Here is a 17,905-nt window from a genome sequence, read left to right on the forward strand (position 1 = left end):
GATTCTAGCCTTCAGCCTTTCATCGCGTGGGCGAGGGAATTGAGACGGGTCTTGATCGACGAATCGATCATCTGGCTGCCGATCTTCACGACCAGCCCGCCAAGAAGCGAGGGATCGACCGAGAGATCGACCGAAACGTCACGGCCGACGCGGGCGCGAAGCTGCTGCTTGAGCGTGTCCACCTGATCGGAAGTGAGGGGATGCGCGGAAGTGACCAGCGCCGTCGTCTCGCCGCGATGCGCCGCCGCGAGCGTGCGGAAGGCAGCGATGATCTGGCCCAGCTTCCCGAGGCGGCGATTATCCGCGAGCACGCCGAGGAACTTCGCCGTCGTCGAATCGAGATGGAGGCTCGCAACCACCCCCGCGATCGCCTTCGCCGCGGCGCCGCGCGAAACCAGCGGGCTGGAGACCAGAGCCCTGAAGTCCGCCGATTCGGCCAATGCCTGCCGCACCTTGGCGAGGCTGGCCTCGACCTGAGGCAGCGCATTCGATTCGCGCGCCAGCTCGAACAGGGCGGTCGCGTAGCGTCCGCTTAGGCTGGCTTGAATACCGCCGGAATTCTCCACGCGATCGAGTTCCTCTTGGAGGTCTGAAAAATGTCGTCCCATATGAGATAAGGGGCACGCCGCAAGGGCAGCCCCGATGGGTCGCGGCGCGGTTAGCATCGCGGGTGCTGCGATGCAACCCGAGTCCGGAACCCAACCGACATGCAGCGAAAACGTCGTGACTGGACATTACGGCAGCGTCATGATGGTTTGCGAGAGGAGCAACCCGGAGGGAGCGGATGGCGAGTATCAGGACCTGGATGGCCGCAATGGCGATCACCGCGACGGTGGCGGGTCTGGCGCATGCCGAAGTGCTGCGGCTCACGGGCGAATTTCCCGCGCGCTATCGCGAAGCAAGCATGCTCCATTCGCTCTCGATCGACCGGTTCGACGGGCAGGACGGAATCGCGCTGGCGAACGCGATCGAACGGGCGATGAGCGATACGCACTTCCAGCTGCTGGGCGGACGCACGGGACGCAACAATGCCGATGCCTCCCTTTCGGGCGCGGTGGTCACCGGAGTCGAAGAGAACCCCTTCAAGAAGAAGGAAGTGCGCTGCGTCGAGCGGGACAAGGACCGCAAATGCATCAAGGAAGCCGAGGTCGAAGTGCGCTGCCGCAGCCGCATGGTGAACCTGCGGGCCGATCTGCGGATGGTGCGGAATGAAGACGGGCGCGTGGTCTATTCCGGATCCAAGCCGTTCCGCGAGGAGACCAGCTGGTGCGAAGGCGGCAATCCGAATCGCAGTGTAGAGGAGACCATTCAGGCGGCGATCCAGCAGATTGCGAGCAGCGTGCGCTACGATATCGCACCGAGTGTTCGCACTTATGACATTCGCGTTCGCGAGGGCGCCAAGGGGCTTTCGAAGGACCAGGCCAAACGCTTCAAGGATTTGATCAAGCGGACCAAGCGAGACCAGCGCGGAGCCTGTGCGGGCTGGGATGCGATGCAGGGCGAAGTGCAGGCGCACCCGTCGCTGCTGTTCAACCGTGGCCTGTGCGCCGAACAGCGCGGCGATTATGAGGGCGCGCTGGCGCTGTACCGTCAAGCCTCGCAATATGGCGCGAGCGAAGGCGGCGAGGGCGCATCACGCGCATCGCAACTGATCGCCGGGCGTGAGGACGCGCAGGCGCGGCGGCGGAATTAGGCTTCCCGGCGGGGAGGATCGCGCAATGAAAAGGCCGGTGGGACGAACCACCGGCCTTTCCTGTTTTCTCGAGCGGCTTGCGCTCAGCGGGGGCGCGCGCCGCCGGCTCCGGCGGGGCGGGCGGGCCGGGCGTGGAACTTGCTCTTGGGGCGGGCATAGTTGCGGGGTGCATCGCCGCGCGGGGCATCAGAGCGAGGGGCGCCGTCGCGGCGTTCGCCCTGTGCGGGACGACGGTCACCATGCGGCTGACCTTCACGGCGAGTCGGGTTGGCCCGCGGACCACGCTGATGCTGCATCGCGCGGCCGTTGCGGCCGTTCGCCTCATCGCGGCTGACCGGCATCGGCGAGCGGCTCGACTTGATCTTGGCGGATTCGGCCAGGAAGCTCTCGGGAAGCGGCACGACAGTCACCTTCTGGCGCGTGAGCTTCTCGATATCGCGCAGATACGGACGCTCGTCCTCGGCGCAATAGCTGATCGCCAGGCCGGTCGCGCCGGCGCGCGCGGTGCGGCCGATGCGGTGGACATATTGATCGGGGACGTTGGGCAACTCGAAGTTGAAGACATGGCTGACGCCCGACACGTCGATGCCGCGCGCGGCGATATCGGTGGCGATCAGGACCTTAACCTTGCCGGCCTTGAACTCGCCGAGCGCACGCTCGCGCTGCGGCTGCGACTTGTTGCCGTGGATCGCATTCGAAGCGATGCCGCTGCCTGCGAGCAGCTTCACGACGCGGTCGGCGCCGTGCTTGGTGCGGGTGAAGATCAACGCGCGCTCGATCGCCGGATCGCGGAGAGCGATGGTGAGGAGCGACTGCTTTTCGGCCTGCTGGACGAAAGTGACGCGCTGCTCGACGCGCTCGGCAGTGGTCGCTTCGGGGGTGACCTTCACTTCGACCGGATTGCGGATGAACTGAGTCGCGAGATCACGGATCGACTTCGGCATGGTGGCCGAGAAGAAGAGCGTCTGGCGCTTGGTCGGCAGCTCGCGAACGATCCGCTTGAGGGCATGGATGAAGCCCAGATCCATCATCTGATCGGCTTCGTCGAGCACGAGGATCTCGATGCCGAGCAGGATCGCGTAATGCTGTTCGATCAGATCGACCAGGCGGCCCGGCGTGGCGACGAGGATATCGACGCCGCGGGCGAGATCGACCTTGTTCTTGTGCACCGAAGTGCCGCCGAAGCAGGTCATCACGCTGAGCTTGGTGCCCTTCGAATAATTGCGCGCGCTCTCGGCGATCTGGCTGGCCAGTTCGCGGGTGGGCGCCAGGACGAGCATGCGGCAGCCGCGGGGCTGGGCGCGGTTTCCGCTAGCAATCAGGCGGTCGATCGACGGCGCCATGAACGCGGCGGTCTTGCCGGTGCCGGTCTGCGCGATGCCGAGCAGATCGCGGCCTTCGAGCAGCGACGGGATCGACTGCTCTTGGATCGGCGTGGCTTCGGTGTAGCCCTTCGCGGCGAGCGCGGAGAGGACGGCCTCAGAGAGACCGAGATGCTTGAATTGCATTGTGTAACCTTGTGAATCGGCTGACGCGCACGGCAAAAGGAGCGCGCGCGGAGCGTGGTGTCAAAAATGACGACCCGCGTGATAAGGGAAGCCGGAAATTGGACCGAGGCAGAGCCGGAGCTGTTCGCTCCATCACGCTGCATGATGCCTCGATGGCCGGTATATGGCAGAGAGGCTGACTTATGTCAAGGTGCGGGGAGCGGCTTCCCATCCTCGCCCACCGGCACGCGCAGTGGTTTGCCCTGGTCGATGACGAAGGCGCTGACCACGCGTGCGGTCTCCGGCCCGAGGCTTTTTGCCGAGTGCGGCGTGCCGCGCGGGATCAGGGTGCTGTCGCCGGCGTGCTTGATCATCACCTGATCGCCGATGCGGAACTCGATCGTGCCTGCCACGACATAGGCCATCTCGACGCCGGGATGGACGTGAAGCGGGACGCCTTCGCCGGGTGCATAATTGCCGCCGCGCAGCTGGACCTGCTGCGGACCCGCGTCGGCAGGCACGTCGAAGCGCAAGTCTGGCGGAGGCGGGAGCGTATCCTGGCCCAGCATCGGCGCGGCGGCGAGGAGGAACGGAGTGAGGAGGAGCAGGCGCATGGCCTTTGCTGCCGTACGCATGCTTTGAACGCAAGGTGCGGGATGGAGCCGGCGGCGGGTGCGCGTATACCCGCAGCATGAGCAAGCAAATCCTAAGCGCCGATGTGGCCTGGGCGGCGTTCGAGGCACGCGACCGCGCCTATGACGGGCGCGTGATCGGGGCGGTGACCACCACGCGGATCTATTGCAAGCCGAGCTGCCCGGCGCGGCGGCCGAAGCGCGAGCATGTGGTATTCTATGCGGATGCCGAAGCGGCGCTCGCCGCGGGCTATCGCGCGTGCCTGCGCTGCAAGCCTGACGAAGTCGGGCGCGACCGAGTGGCGGTGGCGCGGGCCGTGGCGTTGATCGAGGCCGCTGAGGAAAGCGTGTCGCTGGACGAGGTGGCGGTCGCGGTAGGCTATGCGCCGCACCATTTTCACCGGCTGTTCAAGCGCGCGACCGGCGTGACGCCGGCGGCTTATGCTCGTGGCCTCAGGGCGCGTCGTGCGGCCCAGGCACTCACCGAGGAGGCCAGCGTGACCGGAGCGATCTATGAGGCGGGCTATTCGGCCCCGAGCCGATTTTACGAGACCGCCAATGCGCGGCTGGGGATGACGCCGAGCGTGTGGAAGCGCGGCGGCGCGGGCGTGACGATCCGCTGGACAGTGGCGGAGACCAGCCTGGGGCCGTTGCTGATCGCCGCGACCGACAAGGGGCTGTGCCGAGTGGCTTTCGACGAGGATTCGCTGGCGCTGGCGCGGCGATTTCCAGCGGCGGAAATCGTGCAGGGCGGGACGGCCCTGACCGCGCTTGCGACGCGGGTGGTAAGCGAAGTCGAGTCCCCCGGGCGCGACACCGATCTGCCCGTGGACGTTCAGGGCACGGCATTCCAGGAGGCCGTCTGGAACGCGCTCAGAGCGATCCCGGCAGGCGAGACGCGCAGCTATGCGCAACTGGCGGCGCAGGCGGGCAACCCCAAAGCGGTGCGCGCGGCGGGCACGGCATGCGGGGCGAATCACGTGGCGGTGCTCATCCCCTGTCATCGAGCGCAGCGGGGGGACGGGAGCATGGGCGGCTATGCCTATGGGATCGATCGCAAGCGCGTGTTGCGCAAGCGCGAGGGAGTGGCGGAATGAGCTTCGTGATCGCGGGGCTGGAGCCCGCCCCATTCGCGCATCTGTTCGGCCTTTCGGACCAGGCGCTGGCGGAGCGGCAGGCAGTACGAATGATCGCCGATGCGAAGCCGGGGTTTCCGTGCCGGGTGACGCTCGAAGATGCCGAGCCGGGCGAGGCCGTGCTATTGGTCAATCACGAGCATCTTCCGGTGGAGACGCCCTATCGCAGCGCCCATGCGATCTTCGTGCGCGAGGGAGCGGGGGAGCCTGCGCGGTTCGCGGGCGTGATCCCCGAACAGCTCTCAAGCCGGCTGCTGTCTGTTCGCGCATTCGACGGGGCGGGCATGATGACCGACGCGGACGTGATCGAAGGCACGGATCTCGAGGCGCTGATCGCCCGATTCTTCGCGGATGCGACCGTGGCGTATCTGCATGTCCATAATGCGCGGCGCGGATGCTTTGCGGCGAGGGTGGATCGGGCCAGCTAATTCCTTCTCCCGCACGGAAGCGGGAGCGTCTGGATTACTTCGCCGCGGCCGCGGCCGCGGCCGGCGGCCCTTCCTGCGCAGCCGCACAGCGATAGACCAGCTTCTCGTTATACACGGCGGGCAGGGCCGCGCGGAGTGCTTGTTGCTGGGTGGCAAGCTCGGCGCGCCTGGCCTGATCGGGCGAGCAGGTCTTGAGGGGCACGCCCTTCCGCAGCGAGCGCGCCTTCGACATCTGTTCCGACGAAAGCAGATAGCGCGTGTGGGTATAGGTCCGCCCGGCCGGGTCGTAATCGAGCACGGATACGGTCTGCTCCTGATCGGGGACCAGGATGCGCTGCCAATGCGAGCCCGCCTCGGCATATTGCGTGCGGCCATTGATGCAGCCGTCGGCACCCAGATCGAGATCGACCTTGTCCGTCGAAGTGACCGTCACGCGGCTGCGCTCGGGCACCAGCGTGCAGACCATTCGGCCCTGCGGCGCCTCGGCGGGCAAATCGCTGCTTGCCGTCTTGGGCACCGGCATCACCTTGGATTCATCGAAACCGGGCCGGCTGAAGAAGAGCGCAATGGCGCCGAGCATCAGCAGCCCGCCGCCGGCGGCTACCCAAATCGCTTCGCGTTGCCGCCCGCGCGACAGCAGCAGCCCGCCCCCGCCCAGCGCAAGCGCGCCAAGGACCAGGAGCAGCGCGGCCCCAGCCATGTAATTCTCCCGCGCCGATTCGCTCCGCGCGCGCGCCTGGGCGATCGCGTCCTGCCGTTCGGCTTCGGTGCGAGCGGCATTGGAGCGGGCAAGCGCTTCGGCTTCCGCGCGCGCCTTTTCCTCGGCATTGCGTTCCAGCGCCATCTGCTCCTCGACGCTGGTGCAGGGCACCGAGACCTGGGCGATCGGCTGCTTGGCCTCGGCCAGGAAAGCCAGCAACTCCTTGCCGGCGATCGCGAAGGCGAAGCTCGAATCACCTTCATCGCCACGCGTGATGGCCGAGTTCACCCCCAATACGCGGCCGCAGCGATCGAGCAGTGGCCCGCCCGAATTTCCGCGCGCAATGCTGGCGGTGTGGAGGAGCACGCTGGTGCCCTGGAGCATTCGCATGCCCGCGAAGCCACCCTGCGAGCGGACCGGGGATTGAGGCTTGATGAAATCGCCCGCCGAGCGGACCGTCGCCATGTCGACATTGCCGGGATAGCCGAGCGCGATCACCGAATCGCCGTCATTCGCCGAACCGGTGAAAAGCGTCAGCGGGGCCAGGCGCACACCGGTGAATTCGATCAAGGCCAGATCGCGATCGGTGTCGATCTTGATCAGCTTGCCCTGGAAGGACTTGTCCCCTTCGGACGGCACCACCCCGATCACGACATTGTCGGGATAGCGCGACGCAAGCTCGACGACATGCGCATTGGTGACGATTCGGTTTGGCGAGACAGCGAAGCCGCTGCCATGGCCGAAGCCGACGACTTCGTCCCCCACCACCGCGATCGTGACGATGCGAACGACGCCGCGGCCGGAGGCGGAGATATCGTCCGCGCGCGCGGGGGCCGCCCAGCCGAGCACCAGCATCAACAGGATCAGCAACCGGCGCATCGAACTCGAACCTCCGCTAGGCCCGAGCTTTCGGATAAAAAGCGGGGCGGTTCAAGCGAGCTTCACGCGCCCGAACCGCCCGTGGCGCTCAGGCCGCTTTTTTCTTGGCCTTGGCCTCGTCGGCCTTCTTTTTCTGCTCGGCTTCCTGCTCGGCGATCACCTTGAGCGCGGCCTCGGGGCCGCTAGCGTCGAGCGCCTGTACGACCTTGAGCGCGGGGTTCTCCTTGCCCGAGTGCGGACCATAAGCGATCTTCTCGATCGCGACGCGCGCGGCCTTTATATTGCCCTGCTGGAGGAGCACCTTGCCTGCCTTGATCCGCAAGCCGTCGTCATAGGGCGCGAGCACATAGGCACCGATCAGCCCGTCTTGCGCAGCCTTGGTCGCCGGCTGTTCCGCCGCTTCGAAACTGTCATAATAAAGAATGAGCGGCTCGGGGTAATTGGGATCGAGCTTGTTGGCCTTGATGAACCAGCTGCGGATCGTGCGCCAGCGTGCCGGATCCTTGTTCTTCTCGGCCTGGGCGATCTCCATCTGCGCCATGCCCTTGTAGCGAAGCGCATGGATCGAGCTCGGGTCCGCGGCCAAAGCGCGATCCGCTGCCGCTTCGGCTGCCGCATAGTTCTTGGCATCGAATTCGGCCTCGGCGAGCTCATCCTGCGCGCCCTGGTCGTTCGGATAGGCGGCCGAAGTGGTGCGAGCCCAGCCGACGACTTCGGCGGCGCGCTTCTCGTCCACGCCACGCGTCGAATAAATGCGCGCTTTCATTGTCGCGGCTTCGCCCGGGGTGAGCTTGCGGACCTTGACCTCGCCGACGGGCACCTTGTCCGGCGTAACCGCGATGGTCTGAAGCGTCGGCCGTTTGCCGTAGGAATTGAGCTTGGCGTCAAGCGTGGCGAGATTGCCCCAAGCCTTGTTCGCTTCATCGATCCCCTTACCGGCGTTCAACGTGCCGATATACTCGACGAGCGGCTTCGTGTTGCCGCCCAAGAACGAATAATGGGTGAGCAGAAAGCCGCGGCCATAGAGCGTTTGCGAGTCGAGGCCCTCATCCTTTGGCGTAAGGGAGAGCAAGCGCTCCGCTGGCATGGCTCCGACGCGATCCAGACCATAAGCGCGATAATCCGGCGCCTTGCCCATGATGAGTTCGCCATTAGGACGGTAAAACGCCGATCCGACGAATTCGGCAAAGCCTTCGCTGAACCATTTGGGGAAAACGGCGCTGGGCCAGGTCGAATACATGAAGCTGTGACCATATTCATGCTGCAGGATGGTCTGGCCGTCGAGCTTACCGTTGCCGCTGTTCTTGGGCACGAACGCAACCGGGCCGCTGGAGCGCGGGATATAGAAGCCGCCGACGCCACTACGCCCATACAGCTTGTGGATCGCATCAATGTTTTCCACGAAGAAAACATGGACGCGCAGCTGCGGGCTGAGCGGCTTGTCCGGCGTGCCGGTGATGAAGCGCAGCGTCAGATCGAAGCGCTCCAGTCGCTCGGTATAGGCCTTGAGCTTGCCCGGATCTTCATCGGCATAGACTACAAAATGCTTGGAGCTAGCCTCATGCCATTCGGCGTGTGCGAGCGTGGGCGCGAGCAGGAGCGCGGCCGGTAAGAATCTGCGATACATGGTTTTTCCCCTGATATGCACGGCATAATAGAAGGGTTCGGCCGCCTGACAAGCGATATACAAACTATGGAGTAGGCCCTCCCGCCGCCTAGGGTCCACCCCCCTCGGCGCGCTCAAGCTCAGCCAATGCGTCGTTGGCCTTGCCCGAATCGATCTGAGCCACGAGCTTCGCGGCACGTTGCGCGAAACCCCGGCCATGGGGGGCGAAGGCGAGCGGCGCCAGCAGTTTGCGAGCACTGTCCCGATCGCCGTTGCGCAAGAGCATCGTGGCGACGTTGAAGCGCAGCGTCGAATCGAAGGGCGCCATGAGGAACGCGTGTTCGAACCCCTTCATTGCGTTTTCCGTCGGTTTCTGGCGGGCCTGCAAATAGCTGCGGTAGAATAGCATCAGGGGTTCGGGATGGTCAGGATCCAGCCGGTTCGCAGCCGCGACGGCCTTGCGGACGGCGCTCCAGGTAGCGGGAGTGCGATCCTGCGCGCGGGCCGCCATGGTGAAGAGAGCCTTGGCCTTGCGAATATGGGCGTCGATCGCATTGGGATCGGCGCCGATCGCCCGATCCACGGCAGTCAGCGTGGCGGGAAGATCGCGGGCAGCAAACGCGGCCTCGGCCAATACCGACTGGGCTTCGGAATCATTCGGGAACGGGGCCGCCGCCCGGATGGCTTCGGCATAGACCGCAGTCACATCCTTTGCGGGGACGCCGACCTTCACCCGAATACGAATGTCCATCGTGGCCTGCGCGCCCGCACCTAGCTTGCGTATCGTGATCGGAGCGACGGGCAGCTGATCGCCCTTCAGCGCCAGAGCGCTCAGGCGGCCTATCTTGTAGCGTTCGAGCTCGGAGTGGAGCTTGCGCAAGTCGCCGAACGCCGCAGCGGCTGTCATGGGCGGCTTGCCCTCGTTGATCGCATCGATGTAGCGGGTGAGCTGTCCCTTCCGCTCGGGTGCCCCGATCGCGAGATAATGGGTGAGCAGCCAGCCCTGGGCATACAAGCCTCCGAGTTCCTCGTCGTCGAGCTTCAGCGTGTCTGCCCCGAGCAGCTTGTCGAGGGGGAGGGGGTTGCGCGACATCAGGCTGCCTGCCCGATATATCGGCGGTTCGCCGAAGACGACCGTACCGTCGGCTTCGAAGCGCGCAGTCGCGTTGAACTCGGCCGAACCCTCGATCAGCCAGGCCGGGTAGGCAGTGTCGGGCGCGGTGGTCCACATAAGATGATGTGCATACTCGTGGAGCAGCACCGCCATGGGGGGCAGCGCACTGCGCATGGTCGAACTCGCATAGCGCGGCACGATCGCGACCGGCCCGCCCGCGCGGGGCAAGTAGAAGCCGGCGGCATTGTCGCTACGCGCCAGTTTGGAGACATCCTGTGCGCTGTTAAGGACATATACGATCACGCGGCCGGCCTTGCTCACCGGCTCGTCGGGCAAGTTGCGCAGCCGGCGGAAGCCGCGATCGAAGCGTTCGAGATTGGTGGCGAACTCCTTCAGCCGATCGGGCGATTGCTCGGAATAGATCAGGAAATGGGCGCTGCTCGCCTCATGCCAGTCGGCGTGCGTAGTCGCGGGCAGGGCCGACAGCAGCGCCGCGAGCAGCTTCCGAAAAACCATGATTGTTCCCCTCGCTCGCTATCCGCCCGCAGCAGCGCGATCATATCCAGCTTTTGCTAGACGAAGCTATAGGGATCGACATCCACCGCGACGCGGACCTTCGGTCCCCAGGAAAGCCCGCCGAGCCATTCGCGAATCATGTCCTGCACATCGAAGGCGCGGCGGGCATGCACGAGCAGGCGGAAGCGGTGACGCCCGCGCAGCATCGCGAGCGGCGCGGGGGCGGGGCCGTAGACATGCATTTCGTCGCGCTGCGGAGCGCCGCGGCCGATCATGCGGGCGGTTTCTTCCGCGGCGGCCTTGTCTTCGGACGAGACGATAATCGCGGCATAGCGGCCATAAGGCGGGGCGCCGGCCTCGCGGCGGGCTTCGGTCTCGGCGGCGTAGAAGGCCTCGGCGTCGCCCGAGACGAGTGCCTGCATCACCTGTGCGTCGGGGGCGTGGGTCTGGATATAGACGGTGCCCGGCTTCTCGCCGCGGCCGGCCCGGCCGGAGACCTGCATGATCTGCTGGAAGGTGCGTTCCGACGCGCGCAGATCGCCGCCGTCGAGCCCGAGATCGGCATCGACCACGCCGACGAGCGTGAGATTGGGGAAGTGATAGCCCTTAGTCACCAGCTGCGTGCCGACGACGATGTCGATGTCTCCATGCTCCATGCGCTGGACGAATTCCGCCGCGCGGGCGGGCGACCAGATCGTGTCGGACGTGACCACCGCCGCGCGCGCATCGGGGAACAGCGCCTTCACTTCGTCGGCAATGCGCTCGACCCCGGGGCCGCAGGCGACGAGCGTGTCCTCCGATTGGCATTCCGGGCAGGTTTCGGGAGTGGATTGGGTGTGGCCGCAATGGTGACAGGAGAGGCGGCGGATCAGCCGGTGCTCAACCATCCACGCAGTGCAGTTCGGGCATTGGAAACGGTGGCCGCAATGCCGGCAGAGCGTGAGCGGGGCGTAACCGCGGCGGTTTAGGAACAGCAGCGATTGCTCGCCGCGCGCGAGCGTCTCTTCGATTGCATTGACCAGGCGGGGTGAGAGCCAGCGGCCGCGCTCGGGCGGCTCCTGGATCAAGTCGATCGCTTGGATATGCGGCATCTCCGCCGCGCCGTACCGATCAGGCAGCCTCAGCTCTTCGTAGCGGCCGAGCTCGACCTGGTGACGCGTCTCGATTGCAGGTGTGGCCGAGGCGAGGATGACGGTGCATTCCTCGAAAAAGCCGCGCATCACCGCGACATCGCGCGCGTGATAATGGACGCCTTCCTCCTGCTTGAAGCTGGTCTCGTGCGCCTCATCGACGATGATCAAACCGAGATTGGGATAGGGCAGGAACAGCGCCGAGCGCGCCCCTACCGTAACCATCGCCTGGCCGCTGGCGATTGCGCGCCATGCCCTGCGCCGCTGCGAACTGCGCAGGCCCGAATGCCAGGCGACGGGCTCGCAGCCGAAGCGCTTGGCGAAGCGCGTGAGGAAAGGCTCGGTGAGCGCGATTTCGGGGAGGAGGACGAGCGTTTGCTTGCCGTCCGCCAGCGCGGCGGCGACGGCCTCGAAATAGACTTCGGTCTTGCCCGATCCGGTGACTCCATCGAGCAGGAAGGTCTGGAATGCGCCCGCCCCGACCGACTGGCGCAGAATGCTGGAGGCATCGGCCTGTTCGGGCGAAAGATGGGGCGGGGCGAAGCGGGGATCGGGCAGCGGATAGGGCGTGTCGGTATCGACCACCACCGACTCGATCGCCCCGATCTTGCACAGGCCGCGGATCACGGCATCGGACACGTCGGCGATGGTCGCCAGTTCGCGGACCAGTCCCTGGCGGTCGCCGATGCGTTCCAGCGCCTGGGCCCGCTGCGGCGTGAGACGGTCCGGGACAATGCCGGTCGCGCGATATTCCGTGATCGTCGGCGCGCTCTCGAATGCCGAGGTGCGCACCGCCATGGCCAAAACGGCGGCGGGGGGGCTCAGATAATAATTGGCGGTCCATTCGACGAGGCGGCGGACCGGGGCGGGAATCGGCGGCGCATCGGATACGCCGAGAAGGGGGCGAAGCCGATTGTCTCCGACCTCCGCCTCCGAAGGCATGCGATCGGCTTCCCAGACCACGCCTGCCAGCTGGCGCGGGCCCAACGGCGCAACGACGATCGAGCCGGGCTCGACCGTCATTCCCGCCGGAACGCGATAGTCGAGCGGGCCGAGCGCGGAATTCAGGACGAGGACGCGGGCGCGAGTCATTTCGCCCTCATATGGGGATTTGTGCGGCAAGCGGAATCCCGTATCGTCCACGGCATCGGGAGAATCCAGAAATGCTGATCGCCGCCTTGCTGCTTGCCCAGACCGCGCCCGTTTGCACCGCGATCGACGCGGCCCTGCCCGCGCCGCTTTCCGGCTGGAAGCACGAAGGCAGCGGGTTCGTACCCGGGCACGCTTTCATGCTCACCGTCTCGGGAGGAACAGCCGGGGCCGATTTCCGTATCGAGACCGCGGGCCTGTACGGCATTGCGCTCGATCAGCCGGGCTGGATCGACGTGCTGCCAACGGGCGCGAGTTCGCCGCTCAAATCAGTGAAGCACGCGGATGCGCAGCCCTGTTCAACGGTCAGGAAGATCGTGCGGTTCAGTCTTGCTCCGGGGACCTACAGGCTGGCGCTAACCAATTTGAAGCAGGCCAGGGCCAAGGTGATGCTCGTCGCGCCCTAATCGCCGCTGTCGCTCAGGCTGGCGACGTTGAATGAAAGCGTGAAGGTGGCGGCGTGATCCATCTGGTCGCGGCGCCCGTCGCGACCGAAGCGGTATTGATTGAGATACCCAAGTTCGGCGCGCAGCTTGTCGCTCAGGGCGAACGACAGGCTGGCGGCATTGCGCATCCGCTCATAGCCGCCGCGCGGGCCCCAGCGCGTGGTGTTCAAATTCAAGAAATGCTCCTGGCTCACGAAGAGCTTGAGGCCCTTGCCGTTCAGCGGCGTGTCGAGTCCGAGCCGGGGCCGCAGACGCACGGCGATCTCGCTGCCGGCGCTGCTGAACCGCTGCTCCAGGCGCAGGCGCCCCGAAAAGCCTCGGCCGAACGGCACGAGGACCATTTGCCGCAGCCGTTCCTCGTTGGCCAGCCGCGCGCCCTGGTTCCAATCCTCGACGTGGCGATAGCCGATCGAGAGCTCGACGCCCCCGCTTGAGGTCTTCGTGAACAGCATCCCGGTTTCGGCATGCGCGAAGCCCGCCGCCCGATCACTGAAGCGCCCGATCGCCTCCAGCGTCACTTTCTCGCGATCGCCAAGCGCGATCGAGCCGTTGGCCTGGAGCCATAATTGCTCGTCCACCTGCTGCGCGGCGACGGGGGCGGCGAGCAGGAGAAGGGGGAGCGCAAATCGAAGCATGACCCGCCCTAACATCATCAATCGAGTTTTGTTGCAAAAGACTTACGGAACAAATAAAGAACGATGCGACTCGCAGAGGAGGATACCCATGCTTTTGAGCCTGTTCGCGCTTGCGATGGCCGCGCCGCAATGTGCTCCGCAAATAGTTTTGCCGGCGGGGCTGACGGGTTGGAAGCGGACCGCGGAAGGCCTCGACACGCGCCATGCGACGGCACTCAGCGCGCGCGACGGCAAGGTCGAGACCCGCGTGACGATACGCAAGCCGGGCGTGTTCGGAATCGCGCTCGACCGCGACGGATGGATCGACGTGGCGCCGGCGCGGGGCAAGCCGCTGCGCATGGCTTCGGAAAATCGCGGGCCGCGCTGCTCCGGCATCCGAAAGATCGTCCGCTTTCGGCTGAATGCGGGCGACTATCGCGTTACCGTGAGCAAGCTGGGCGCGGGCCAGGCGCGGCTAATGCTGGTACGCGGCGCCGCACGTTCACGGTTTGCCCGTATCGGCGGAAGCGGCTAGGCGGACAGGATCAGGCCCCCTTGAGGTTTTGCTCCCATGAAGTTCTTCGCCGACACCGCAGACACTGCCGATATCCGTGATCTCGCCGATGCCGGCTTGCTCGACGGAGTGACCACCAATCCATCCTTGATCAGCAAGTCGGGGCGCAATTTCCTGGAAGTGGTGAAGGAGATTTGCGGGATCGTTGAGGGACCGGTCTCGGCCGAGGTGGTCGCGCTCGATCACGCGACGATGATGAAAGAGGCGGAGATCCTGCGAAAAATCGCCGACAATGTCGCGGTCAAGGTGCCGCTGACGCTCGACGGCCTGAAGACTTGCAAGGCGCTGACCAATGACGGCACGATGGTCAATGTGACGCTCTGCTTCTCGGCGAACCAGGCATTGCTTGCGGCCAAGGCAGGAGCGACTTTCGTCTCGCCCTTCGTCGGCCGGCACGACGATAATGGCTTCGACGGGATGCAGCTGATCAGCGACATTCGGCTGATCTATGACAATTACGATTTCGCGACCGAGATCCTGGTCGCCAGCGTGCGGCACCCGATCCATGTGCTCGAAGCCGCACGGATCGGCACCGACGTGATGACCGCGCCGCCGGCTGTGATCCGCCTGCTGGTCAAGCACGTGCTTACCGACAAGGGCATCGAGGGATTCATGGCGGATTGGGCGAAGACCGGCCAGACGATATGCTGAATTCCCTCCCCCCTTGCGGGGGAGGGAGGGGCCCGCTGCCGAAGGCAGTGGGAGGGAGAGGGGTGCGACTGCGTAGCAGTCGCGCGGCGCATCCGCGCCGCTCGCCCTCTCCAAGCTGTGCTAGGCAGCAAGCTGCCAAGCTTCGCTATCCTCCCCCTTCTAGGGGGAGGAATTAAGAGTGTCGCTGGTCTTGGAATACGCCCAGCATCTCACGCGCGACCGGCGGCGTTCGGCGCATACCGTGCGGGCCTATGCGGCGACGGCGGAGCGGCTGGTGGCTTTCCTGCAGGGGCATTGGGGTGGGGAAGTGACTCGCGAGGCGCTAGCCGCGATCAGCGCCGCCGATCTGCGCGCGTTCCTGGCGCAGCGGCGCGGCGACGGGATCGGCAATGCATCGGCCGCGCGGGAATTATCGGCGGTGCGCGGGTTTCTGGGGTTCGTGGGCGAGGACGGCGCGGAACTGCCGCGGCTGCGCGGGCCGCGCGTCAAGCGGGGCGTGCCGCGCCCGATCGCGCCGCATGAGGCAGTGGCGCTGGCCGAGCTGGCTGCCGAGGAAGCCAGCGAGCCCTGGATCGCGGCGCGCGACTGGGCAGTGTTGCTGCTCCTCTATGGCGCCGGGCTGCGCATCGGCGAAGCCGTGGGGCTTAGGGGAGCGGTCCTGCCGCTCGGCGCAACGCTGAGAGTGACGGGCAAGCGCGACAAGACCCGCGTCGTGCCGCTACTGCCTCAAGTGCGCGCGGCGATCGAGGCATATGCCGCGGCAAGCCCCTATGCGCTGCCGGGCGACGCGCCGCTGTTTCGCGGGGCGAAGGGAGGGCCCTTGCCGCCAGGCGCGATCCGCAAGTCTGTGCGCTCGGCGCGGGCGGTTCTCGGACTGTCGGAGCGCACCACGCCGCACGCGCTGCGCCACAGCTTCGCGACCCACCTGCTGGGGCGCGGGGCGGACCTGCGTGCGCTGCAGGAATTGCTGGGCCATGCCAGCCTCAGCTCGACTCAAGTCTATACTGCGGTGGATGCCGCGCATTTGCTCGACGTCTATCGCAACGCGCACCCAAGGGCATGACGCGGGCAGATTTCAGTGTAGAGCCATGACCGCGCACGATTTTGCCGACGATATCGCCGCGGTTCAGAGCATTCCCGAAGTCGAGGCGATGCTGGCGGAAGTCTGCGCGCTCACGGGCATGGGCTTCGCCGCCATCGCGCGCGTCACGGCAGATCGCTGGGTCGTGTGCCAGCTGCTCGACAGGATCGAGTTTGGCCTGAAGCCGGGCGACGAACTCAAGATCAAGACGACGATCTGCGACGAAATCCGCGCGAGCGGGCGATGCGTTTTCATCGATGAAGTCAGCGCCGATCCGCTCTGGCGCAAGCACCACACGCCGGCAATGTATGGTTTCGAAAGCTATATCTCGATCCCTATCGTGCTTGTGGACGGCAGCTTTTTCGGGACGCTCTGCGCGATCGATCCGGCGCCGCGAAGGGGACTTGCAGAGGTCGTAGGGCGGATGGAGCCCTCGCCGCGATGATCGCGGATGAGCTCGATCGGGCTACGACCGCGGCTTCCAGGTGAAGACCCGCCACAGATAGAGCAGGATGATCGACACGACGATCGCGGTGACCACCGGCGCGACCCAATGCTCGATATCCTCGACGCCCTTGCCGAGGCCGTAGCCTACGCTGACGAGGATCACGTTCCAGATGATACTGCCCACGGTGGTGTAGCCCACGAAGCGCCAGAAGGGCATGTGCATCAGCCCCGCGGGAATCGAAATGAGCGTGCGGCCTATGGGCATAAAGCGGAAGATAAGCACCGTAGGCCCGCCCCATTTGTCGAAATAGCTTTTGAGCCGCTCGACTTCGTTCCAGTCCATCGTCAGCCAGCGGCCCCAGCGATCGATCAGCGGCTTGAGGCGCTTGTAGCCCAGGCGCCGGCCGATTTCCCACCACATGAGATTGCCGATTACGGTGCCGAGCGTGCCGACCAGGATCAGCACGAAGAAGTTCATTTCGCCCTTGGCGACCGCGATGCCGCCCATGCTCATGATCGCTTCGGAAGGGACGGGCGGGATCACGTTTTCCAGCACCATCAGCAGGAAGACGCCCCAATAGCCCCAGTTCGCGGCATCCCACATGGCGCTTGCCTCAGCCCCGCTCTGCGACGCGGCGTTCGATCGCCTGCCAGATCATGGCGGCGGTATCGGTGCCGTTGAACCGGTCGATCGCAATGATCCCGGTGGGGGAGGTGACGTTGATCTCTGTAAGCCATTCGCCGCCGATCACGTCGATGCCGACGAAGAGCAGTCCGCGCTTCTTGAGCTCGGGGCCGAGGAGGTCGCAGATTTCCCGTTCGCGCGGCGTCAGTTCGGTCTTCACGGCCGAACCGCCGACCGCGAGGTTCGAGCGAATCTCGCCCGCGCCCGGGATGCGATTGATTGCGCCAGCGACGTCGCCATCGACCAGCACGATGCGCTTGTCCCCCTCTGCCACGCTGGGGAGGAACGCCTGGATCATGTGCGGCTCGCGCCAGGCGGTGTTGAAGACTTCGATCAGCGCGGAGAGATTCGCGCCGTCGCTGCCCACCTTGAAGATCGCCTTGCCGCCATTCCCATGCAGCGGCTTGATGACGATCTCGCCATGTTCCGCCAGGAAGGCGCGGGCCTCGTCGAGACTGCGCGTGATGAGCGTGGGCGGCATGAACTGCGGGTAATCGAGGACGAAGACCTTCTCGGGCGCGTTGCGGACGCTGGCAGGATCGTTGACCACCAAAGTCTTGCCCGCGATCCGTTCGAGCAGATGCGTCGCGGTGATGTAGCCGAGATCGAAGGGCGGGTCCTGCCGCATCAGCACGACATCGGTCTCTTCGCCCAGATCGAGCCTGACGGGTTCGCGGAAGCTGAAGTGGTCGCCCTCCACGCGCTGGACCGTCACGGGATGCGCCTTCGCCCAGACGCGGCCGTCGCGGTAGTTCAATTCCTCGGCGGCATAATGGAACAGCCGGTGCCCCCTCGCCTGCGCCGAGAGCATCAGCGCAAAGCTCGAATCGCCGGCGATGTTGATCGACTCCAGCGGGTCCATCTGCACGGCGACGGTAAGCGGCTTAGTCAATTTCCCAATCTCCGCTCGCCCTGAGCTTGTCGAAGGGCAGTTCGT

At 65.5% G+C, this 17,905-nt stretch carries 18 protein-coding genes; 8 read left to right on the top strand and 10 right to left on the bottom strand.

From position 1 onward, the window contains the following. Positions 1–11: 11 nt before the first annotated feature. The gene (locus tag VF617_RS01205; RefSeq protein ID WP_331013032.1) at positions 12–566 is read right to left on the bottom strand and encodes a F0F1 ATP synthase subunit delta; all 555 of its coding nucleotides are present in this window, start codon (positions 564–566) and stop codon (positions 12–14) included. A 218-nt stretch (positions 567–784) separates the two neighbouring features. On the opposite strand from VF617_RS01205, the gene VF617_RS01210 reads away from it, so the two are divergent. Continuing rightward, on the top strand, positions 785–1,693 hold the full coding sequence (locus VF617_RS01210) for a tetratricopeptide repeat protein (protein WP_331013033.1): 909 nt from the start codon (positions 785–787) through the stop codon (positions 1,691–1,693). A gap of 83 nt (positions 1,694–1,776) precedes the next feature. Here VF617_RS01210 and VF617_RS01215 read toward each other — a convergent pair whose 3' ends face one another. After that, positions 1,777–3,201, bottom strand: a complete 1,425-nt coding sequence (locus tag VF617_RS01215; protein WP_331013034.1) for a DEAD/DEAH box helicase — start codon at positions 3,199–3,201, stop codon at positions 1,777–1,779. 185 nt (positions 3,202–3,386) lie between these two features. After that, positions 3,387–3,815, bottom strand: coding sequence for a cupin domain-containing protein (locus tag VF617_RS01220; protein WP_331013035.1), 429 nt, complete (start codon positions 3,813–3,815; stop codon positions 3,387–3,389). Positions 3,816–3,871: 56 nt separating this feature from the next. On the opposite strand from VF617_RS01220, the gene ada reads away from it, so the two are divergent. Further along, positions 3,872–4,909 carry a bifunctional DNA-binding transcriptional regulator/O6-methylguanine-DNA methyltransferase Ada gene (gene ada / locus VF617_RS01225; RefSeq protein WP_331013036.1) on the top strand — a complete coding sequence of 346 codons (1,038 nt, stop codon included), beginning with the start codon at positions 3,872–3,874 and terminating at the stop codon, positions 4,907–4,909. Next, positions 4,906–5,376 (top strand): DUF1203 domain-containing protein, encoded by a 471-nt coding sequence (locus VF617_RS01230; RefSeq protein WP_331013037.1) that lies wholly within the window; start codon positions 4,906–4,908, stop codon positions 5,374–5,376. Before ada ends, VF617_RS01230 begins: the two co-directional genes overlap by 4 nt. A gap of 34 nt (positions 5,377–5,410) precedes the next feature. On the opposite strand, the gene VF617_RS01235 is transcribed toward VF617_RS01230, so the two are convergent. The 4 genes from VF617_RS01235 to VF617_RS01250 form a co-directional block, all read right to left on the bottom strand. Next, positions 5,411–6,955, bottom strand: coding sequence for a S1C family serine protease (locus VF617_RS01235; protein ID WP_331013038.1), 1,545 nt, complete (start codon positions 6,953–6,955; stop codon positions 5,411–5,413). A gap of 88 nt (positions 6,956–7,043) precedes the next feature. Beyond that, complete coding sequence (locus VF617_RS01240) at positions 7,044–8,582, bottom strand: hypothetical protein (RefSeq protein ID WP_331013039.1); 1,539 nt, start codon at positions 8,580–8,582, stop codon at positions 7,044–7,046. A gap of 88 nt (positions 8,583–8,670) precedes the next feature. Then, positions 8,671–10,191: a hypothetical protein gene (locus VF617_RS01245; RefSeq protein WP_331013040.1), complete on the bottom strand. Its 1,521-nt coding sequence runs from the start codon at positions 10,189–10,191 to the stop codon at positions 8,671–8,673. 56 nt (positions 10,192–10,247) lie between these two features. After that, a complete protein-coding gene (locus tag VF617_RS01250; RefSeq protein ID WP_331013041.1) occupies positions 10,248–12,413 on the bottom strand; it encodes a primosomal protein N' in 2,166 nt (721 codons plus the stop codon). A 71-nt stretch (positions 12,414–12,484) separates the two neighbouring features. Between VF617_RS01250 and VF617_RS01255 the strand changes: the two genes are divergently transcribed. Further along, entirely contained in the window at positions 12,485–12,877 is a 393-nt protein-coding gene (locus VF617_RS01255; RefSeq protein ID WP_331013042.1) for a hypothetical protein, read from the top strand. On the opposite strand, the gene VF617_RS01260 is transcribed toward VF617_RS01255, so the two are convergent. Next, a complete protein-coding gene (locus VF617_RS01260; protein ID WP_331013043.1) occupies positions 12,874–13,551 on the bottom strand; it encodes a DUF2490 domain-containing protein in 678 nt (225 codons plus the stop codon). The genes VF617_RS01255 and VF617_RS01260 overlap by 4 nt on opposite strands. Before the next feature lie 88 nt (positions 13,552–13,639). Between VF617_RS01260 and VF617_RS01265 the strand changes: the two genes are divergently transcribed. The 4 genes from VF617_RS01265 (at position 13,640) to VF617_RS01280 (ending at position 16,281) form a co-directional block, all read left to right on the top strand. Then, positions 13,640–14,065, top strand: coding sequence for a hypothetical protein (locus VF617_RS01265; RefSeq protein ID WP_331013044.1), 426 nt, complete (start codon positions 13,640–13,642; stop codon positions 14,063–14,065). A 36-nt stretch (positions 14,066–14,101) separates the two neighbouring features. Continuing rightward, positions 14,102–14,755, top strand: a complete 654-nt coding sequence (gene fsa / locus VF617_RS01270; protein WP_331013045.1) for a fructose-6-phosphate aldolase — start codon at positions 14,102–14,104, stop codon at positions 14,753–14,755. A gap of 178 nt (positions 14,756–14,933) precedes the next feature. Continuing rightward, positions 14,934–15,818, top strand: coding sequence for a tyrosine recombinase XerC (locus VF617_RS01275; protein ID WP_331013046.1), 885 nt, complete (start codon positions 14,934–14,936; stop codon positions 15,816–15,818). Positions 15,819–15,843: 25 nt separating this feature from the next. After that, positions 15,844–16,281: a GAF domain-containing protein gene (locus VF617_RS01280; protein ID WP_331013047.1), complete on the top strand. Its 438-nt coding sequence runs from the start codon at positions 15,844–15,846 to the stop codon at positions 16,279–16,281. Positions 16,282–16,302: 21 nt separating this feature from the next. On the opposite strand, the gene VF617_RS01285 is transcribed toward VF617_RS01280, so the two are convergent. Continuing rightward, positions 16,303–16,887: a DedA family protein gene (locus VF617_RS01285; RefSeq protein WP_331013048.1), complete on the bottom strand. Its 585-nt coding sequence runs from the start codon at positions 16,885–16,887 to the stop codon at positions 16,303–16,305. Positions 16,888–16,897: 10 nt separating this feature from the next. Further along, on the bottom strand, positions 16,898–17,860 hold the full coding sequence (gene gshB, locus VF617_RS01290; RefSeq protein ID WP_331013049.1) for a glutathione synthase: 963 nt from the start codon (positions 17,858–17,860) through the stop codon (positions 16,898–16,900). Positions 17,861–17,905 lie beyond the last annotated feature (45 nt).

This window comes from Sphingomonas sp. (genome assembly GCF_036388215.1).
GTDB lineage: Bacteria > Pseudomonadota > Alphaproteobacteria > Sphingomonadales > Sphingomonadaceae > Sphingomonas.

What these genes read in the sequence shown, in the direction of transcription:
- ada (WP_331013036.1), top strand. Translation starts at nt 3,872, where the DNA reads ATGAGCAAGCAAATCCTAAGCGCCGATGTGGCCTGGGCGGCGTTCGAG.
- VF617_RS01210 (WP_331013033.1), top strand. Translation starts at nt 785, where the DNA reads ATGGCGAGTATCAGGACCTGGATGGCCGCAATGGCGATCACCGCGACG.
- VF617_RS01240 (WP_331013039.1), bottom strand. Translation starts at nt 8,582, where the DNA reads ATGTATCGCAGATTCTTACCGGCCGCGCTCCTGCTCGCGCCCACGCTC.
- VF617_RS01285 (WP_331013048.1), bottom strand. Translation starts at nt 16,887, where the DNA reads ATGTGGGATGCCGCGAACTGGGGCTATTGGGGCGTCTTCCTGCTGATG.
- VF617_RS01235 (WP_331013038.1), bottom strand. Translation starts at nt 6,955, where the DNA reads ATGCGCCGGTTGCTGATCCTGTTGATGCTGGTGCTCGGCTGGGCGGCC.
- VF617_RS01250 (WP_331013041.1), bottom strand. Translation starts at nt 12,413, where the DNA reads ATGACTCGCGCCCGCGTCCTCGTCCTGAATTCCGCGCTCGGCCCGCTC.
- VF617_RS01255 (WP_331013042.1), top strand. Translation starts at nt 12,485, where the DNA reads ATGCTGATCGCCGCCTTGCTGCTTGCCCAGACCGCGCCCGTTTGCACC.
- VF617_RS01215 (WP_331013034.1), bottom strand. Translation starts at nt 3,201, where the DNA reads ATGCAATTCAAGCATCTCGGTCTCTCTGAGGCCGTCCTCTCCGCGCTC.
- VF617_RS01245 (WP_331013040.1), bottom strand. Translation starts at nt 10,191, where the DNA reads ATGGTTTTTCGGAAGCTGCTCGCGGCGCTGCTGTCGGCCCTGCCCGCG.
- fsa (WP_331013045.1), top strand. Translation starts at nt 14,102, where the DNA reads ATGAAGTTCTTCGCCGACACCGCAGACACTGCCGATATCCGTGATCTC.
- VF617_RS01265 (WP_331013044.1), top strand. Translation starts at nt 13,640, where the DNA reads ATGCTTTTGAGCCTGTTCGCGCTTGCGATGGCCGCGCCGCAATGTGCT.
- VF617_RS01280 (WP_331013047.1), top strand. Translation starts at nt 15,844, where the DNA reads ATGACCGCGCACGATTTTGCCGACGATATCGCCGCGGTTCAGAGCATT.
- VF617_RS01220 (WP_331013035.1), bottom strand. Translation starts at nt 3,815, where the DNA reads ATGCGTACGGCAGCAAAGGCCATGCGCCTGCTCCTCCTCACTCCGTTC.
- VF617_RS01260 (WP_331013043.1), bottom strand. Translation starts at nt 13,551, where the DNA reads ATGCTTCGATTTGCGCTCCCCCTTCTCCTGCTCGCCGCCCCCGTCGCC.
- VF617_RS01230 (WP_331013037.1), top strand. Translation starts at nt 4,906, where the DNA reads ATGAGCTTCGTGATCGCGGGGCTGGAGCCCGCCCCATTCGCGCATCTG.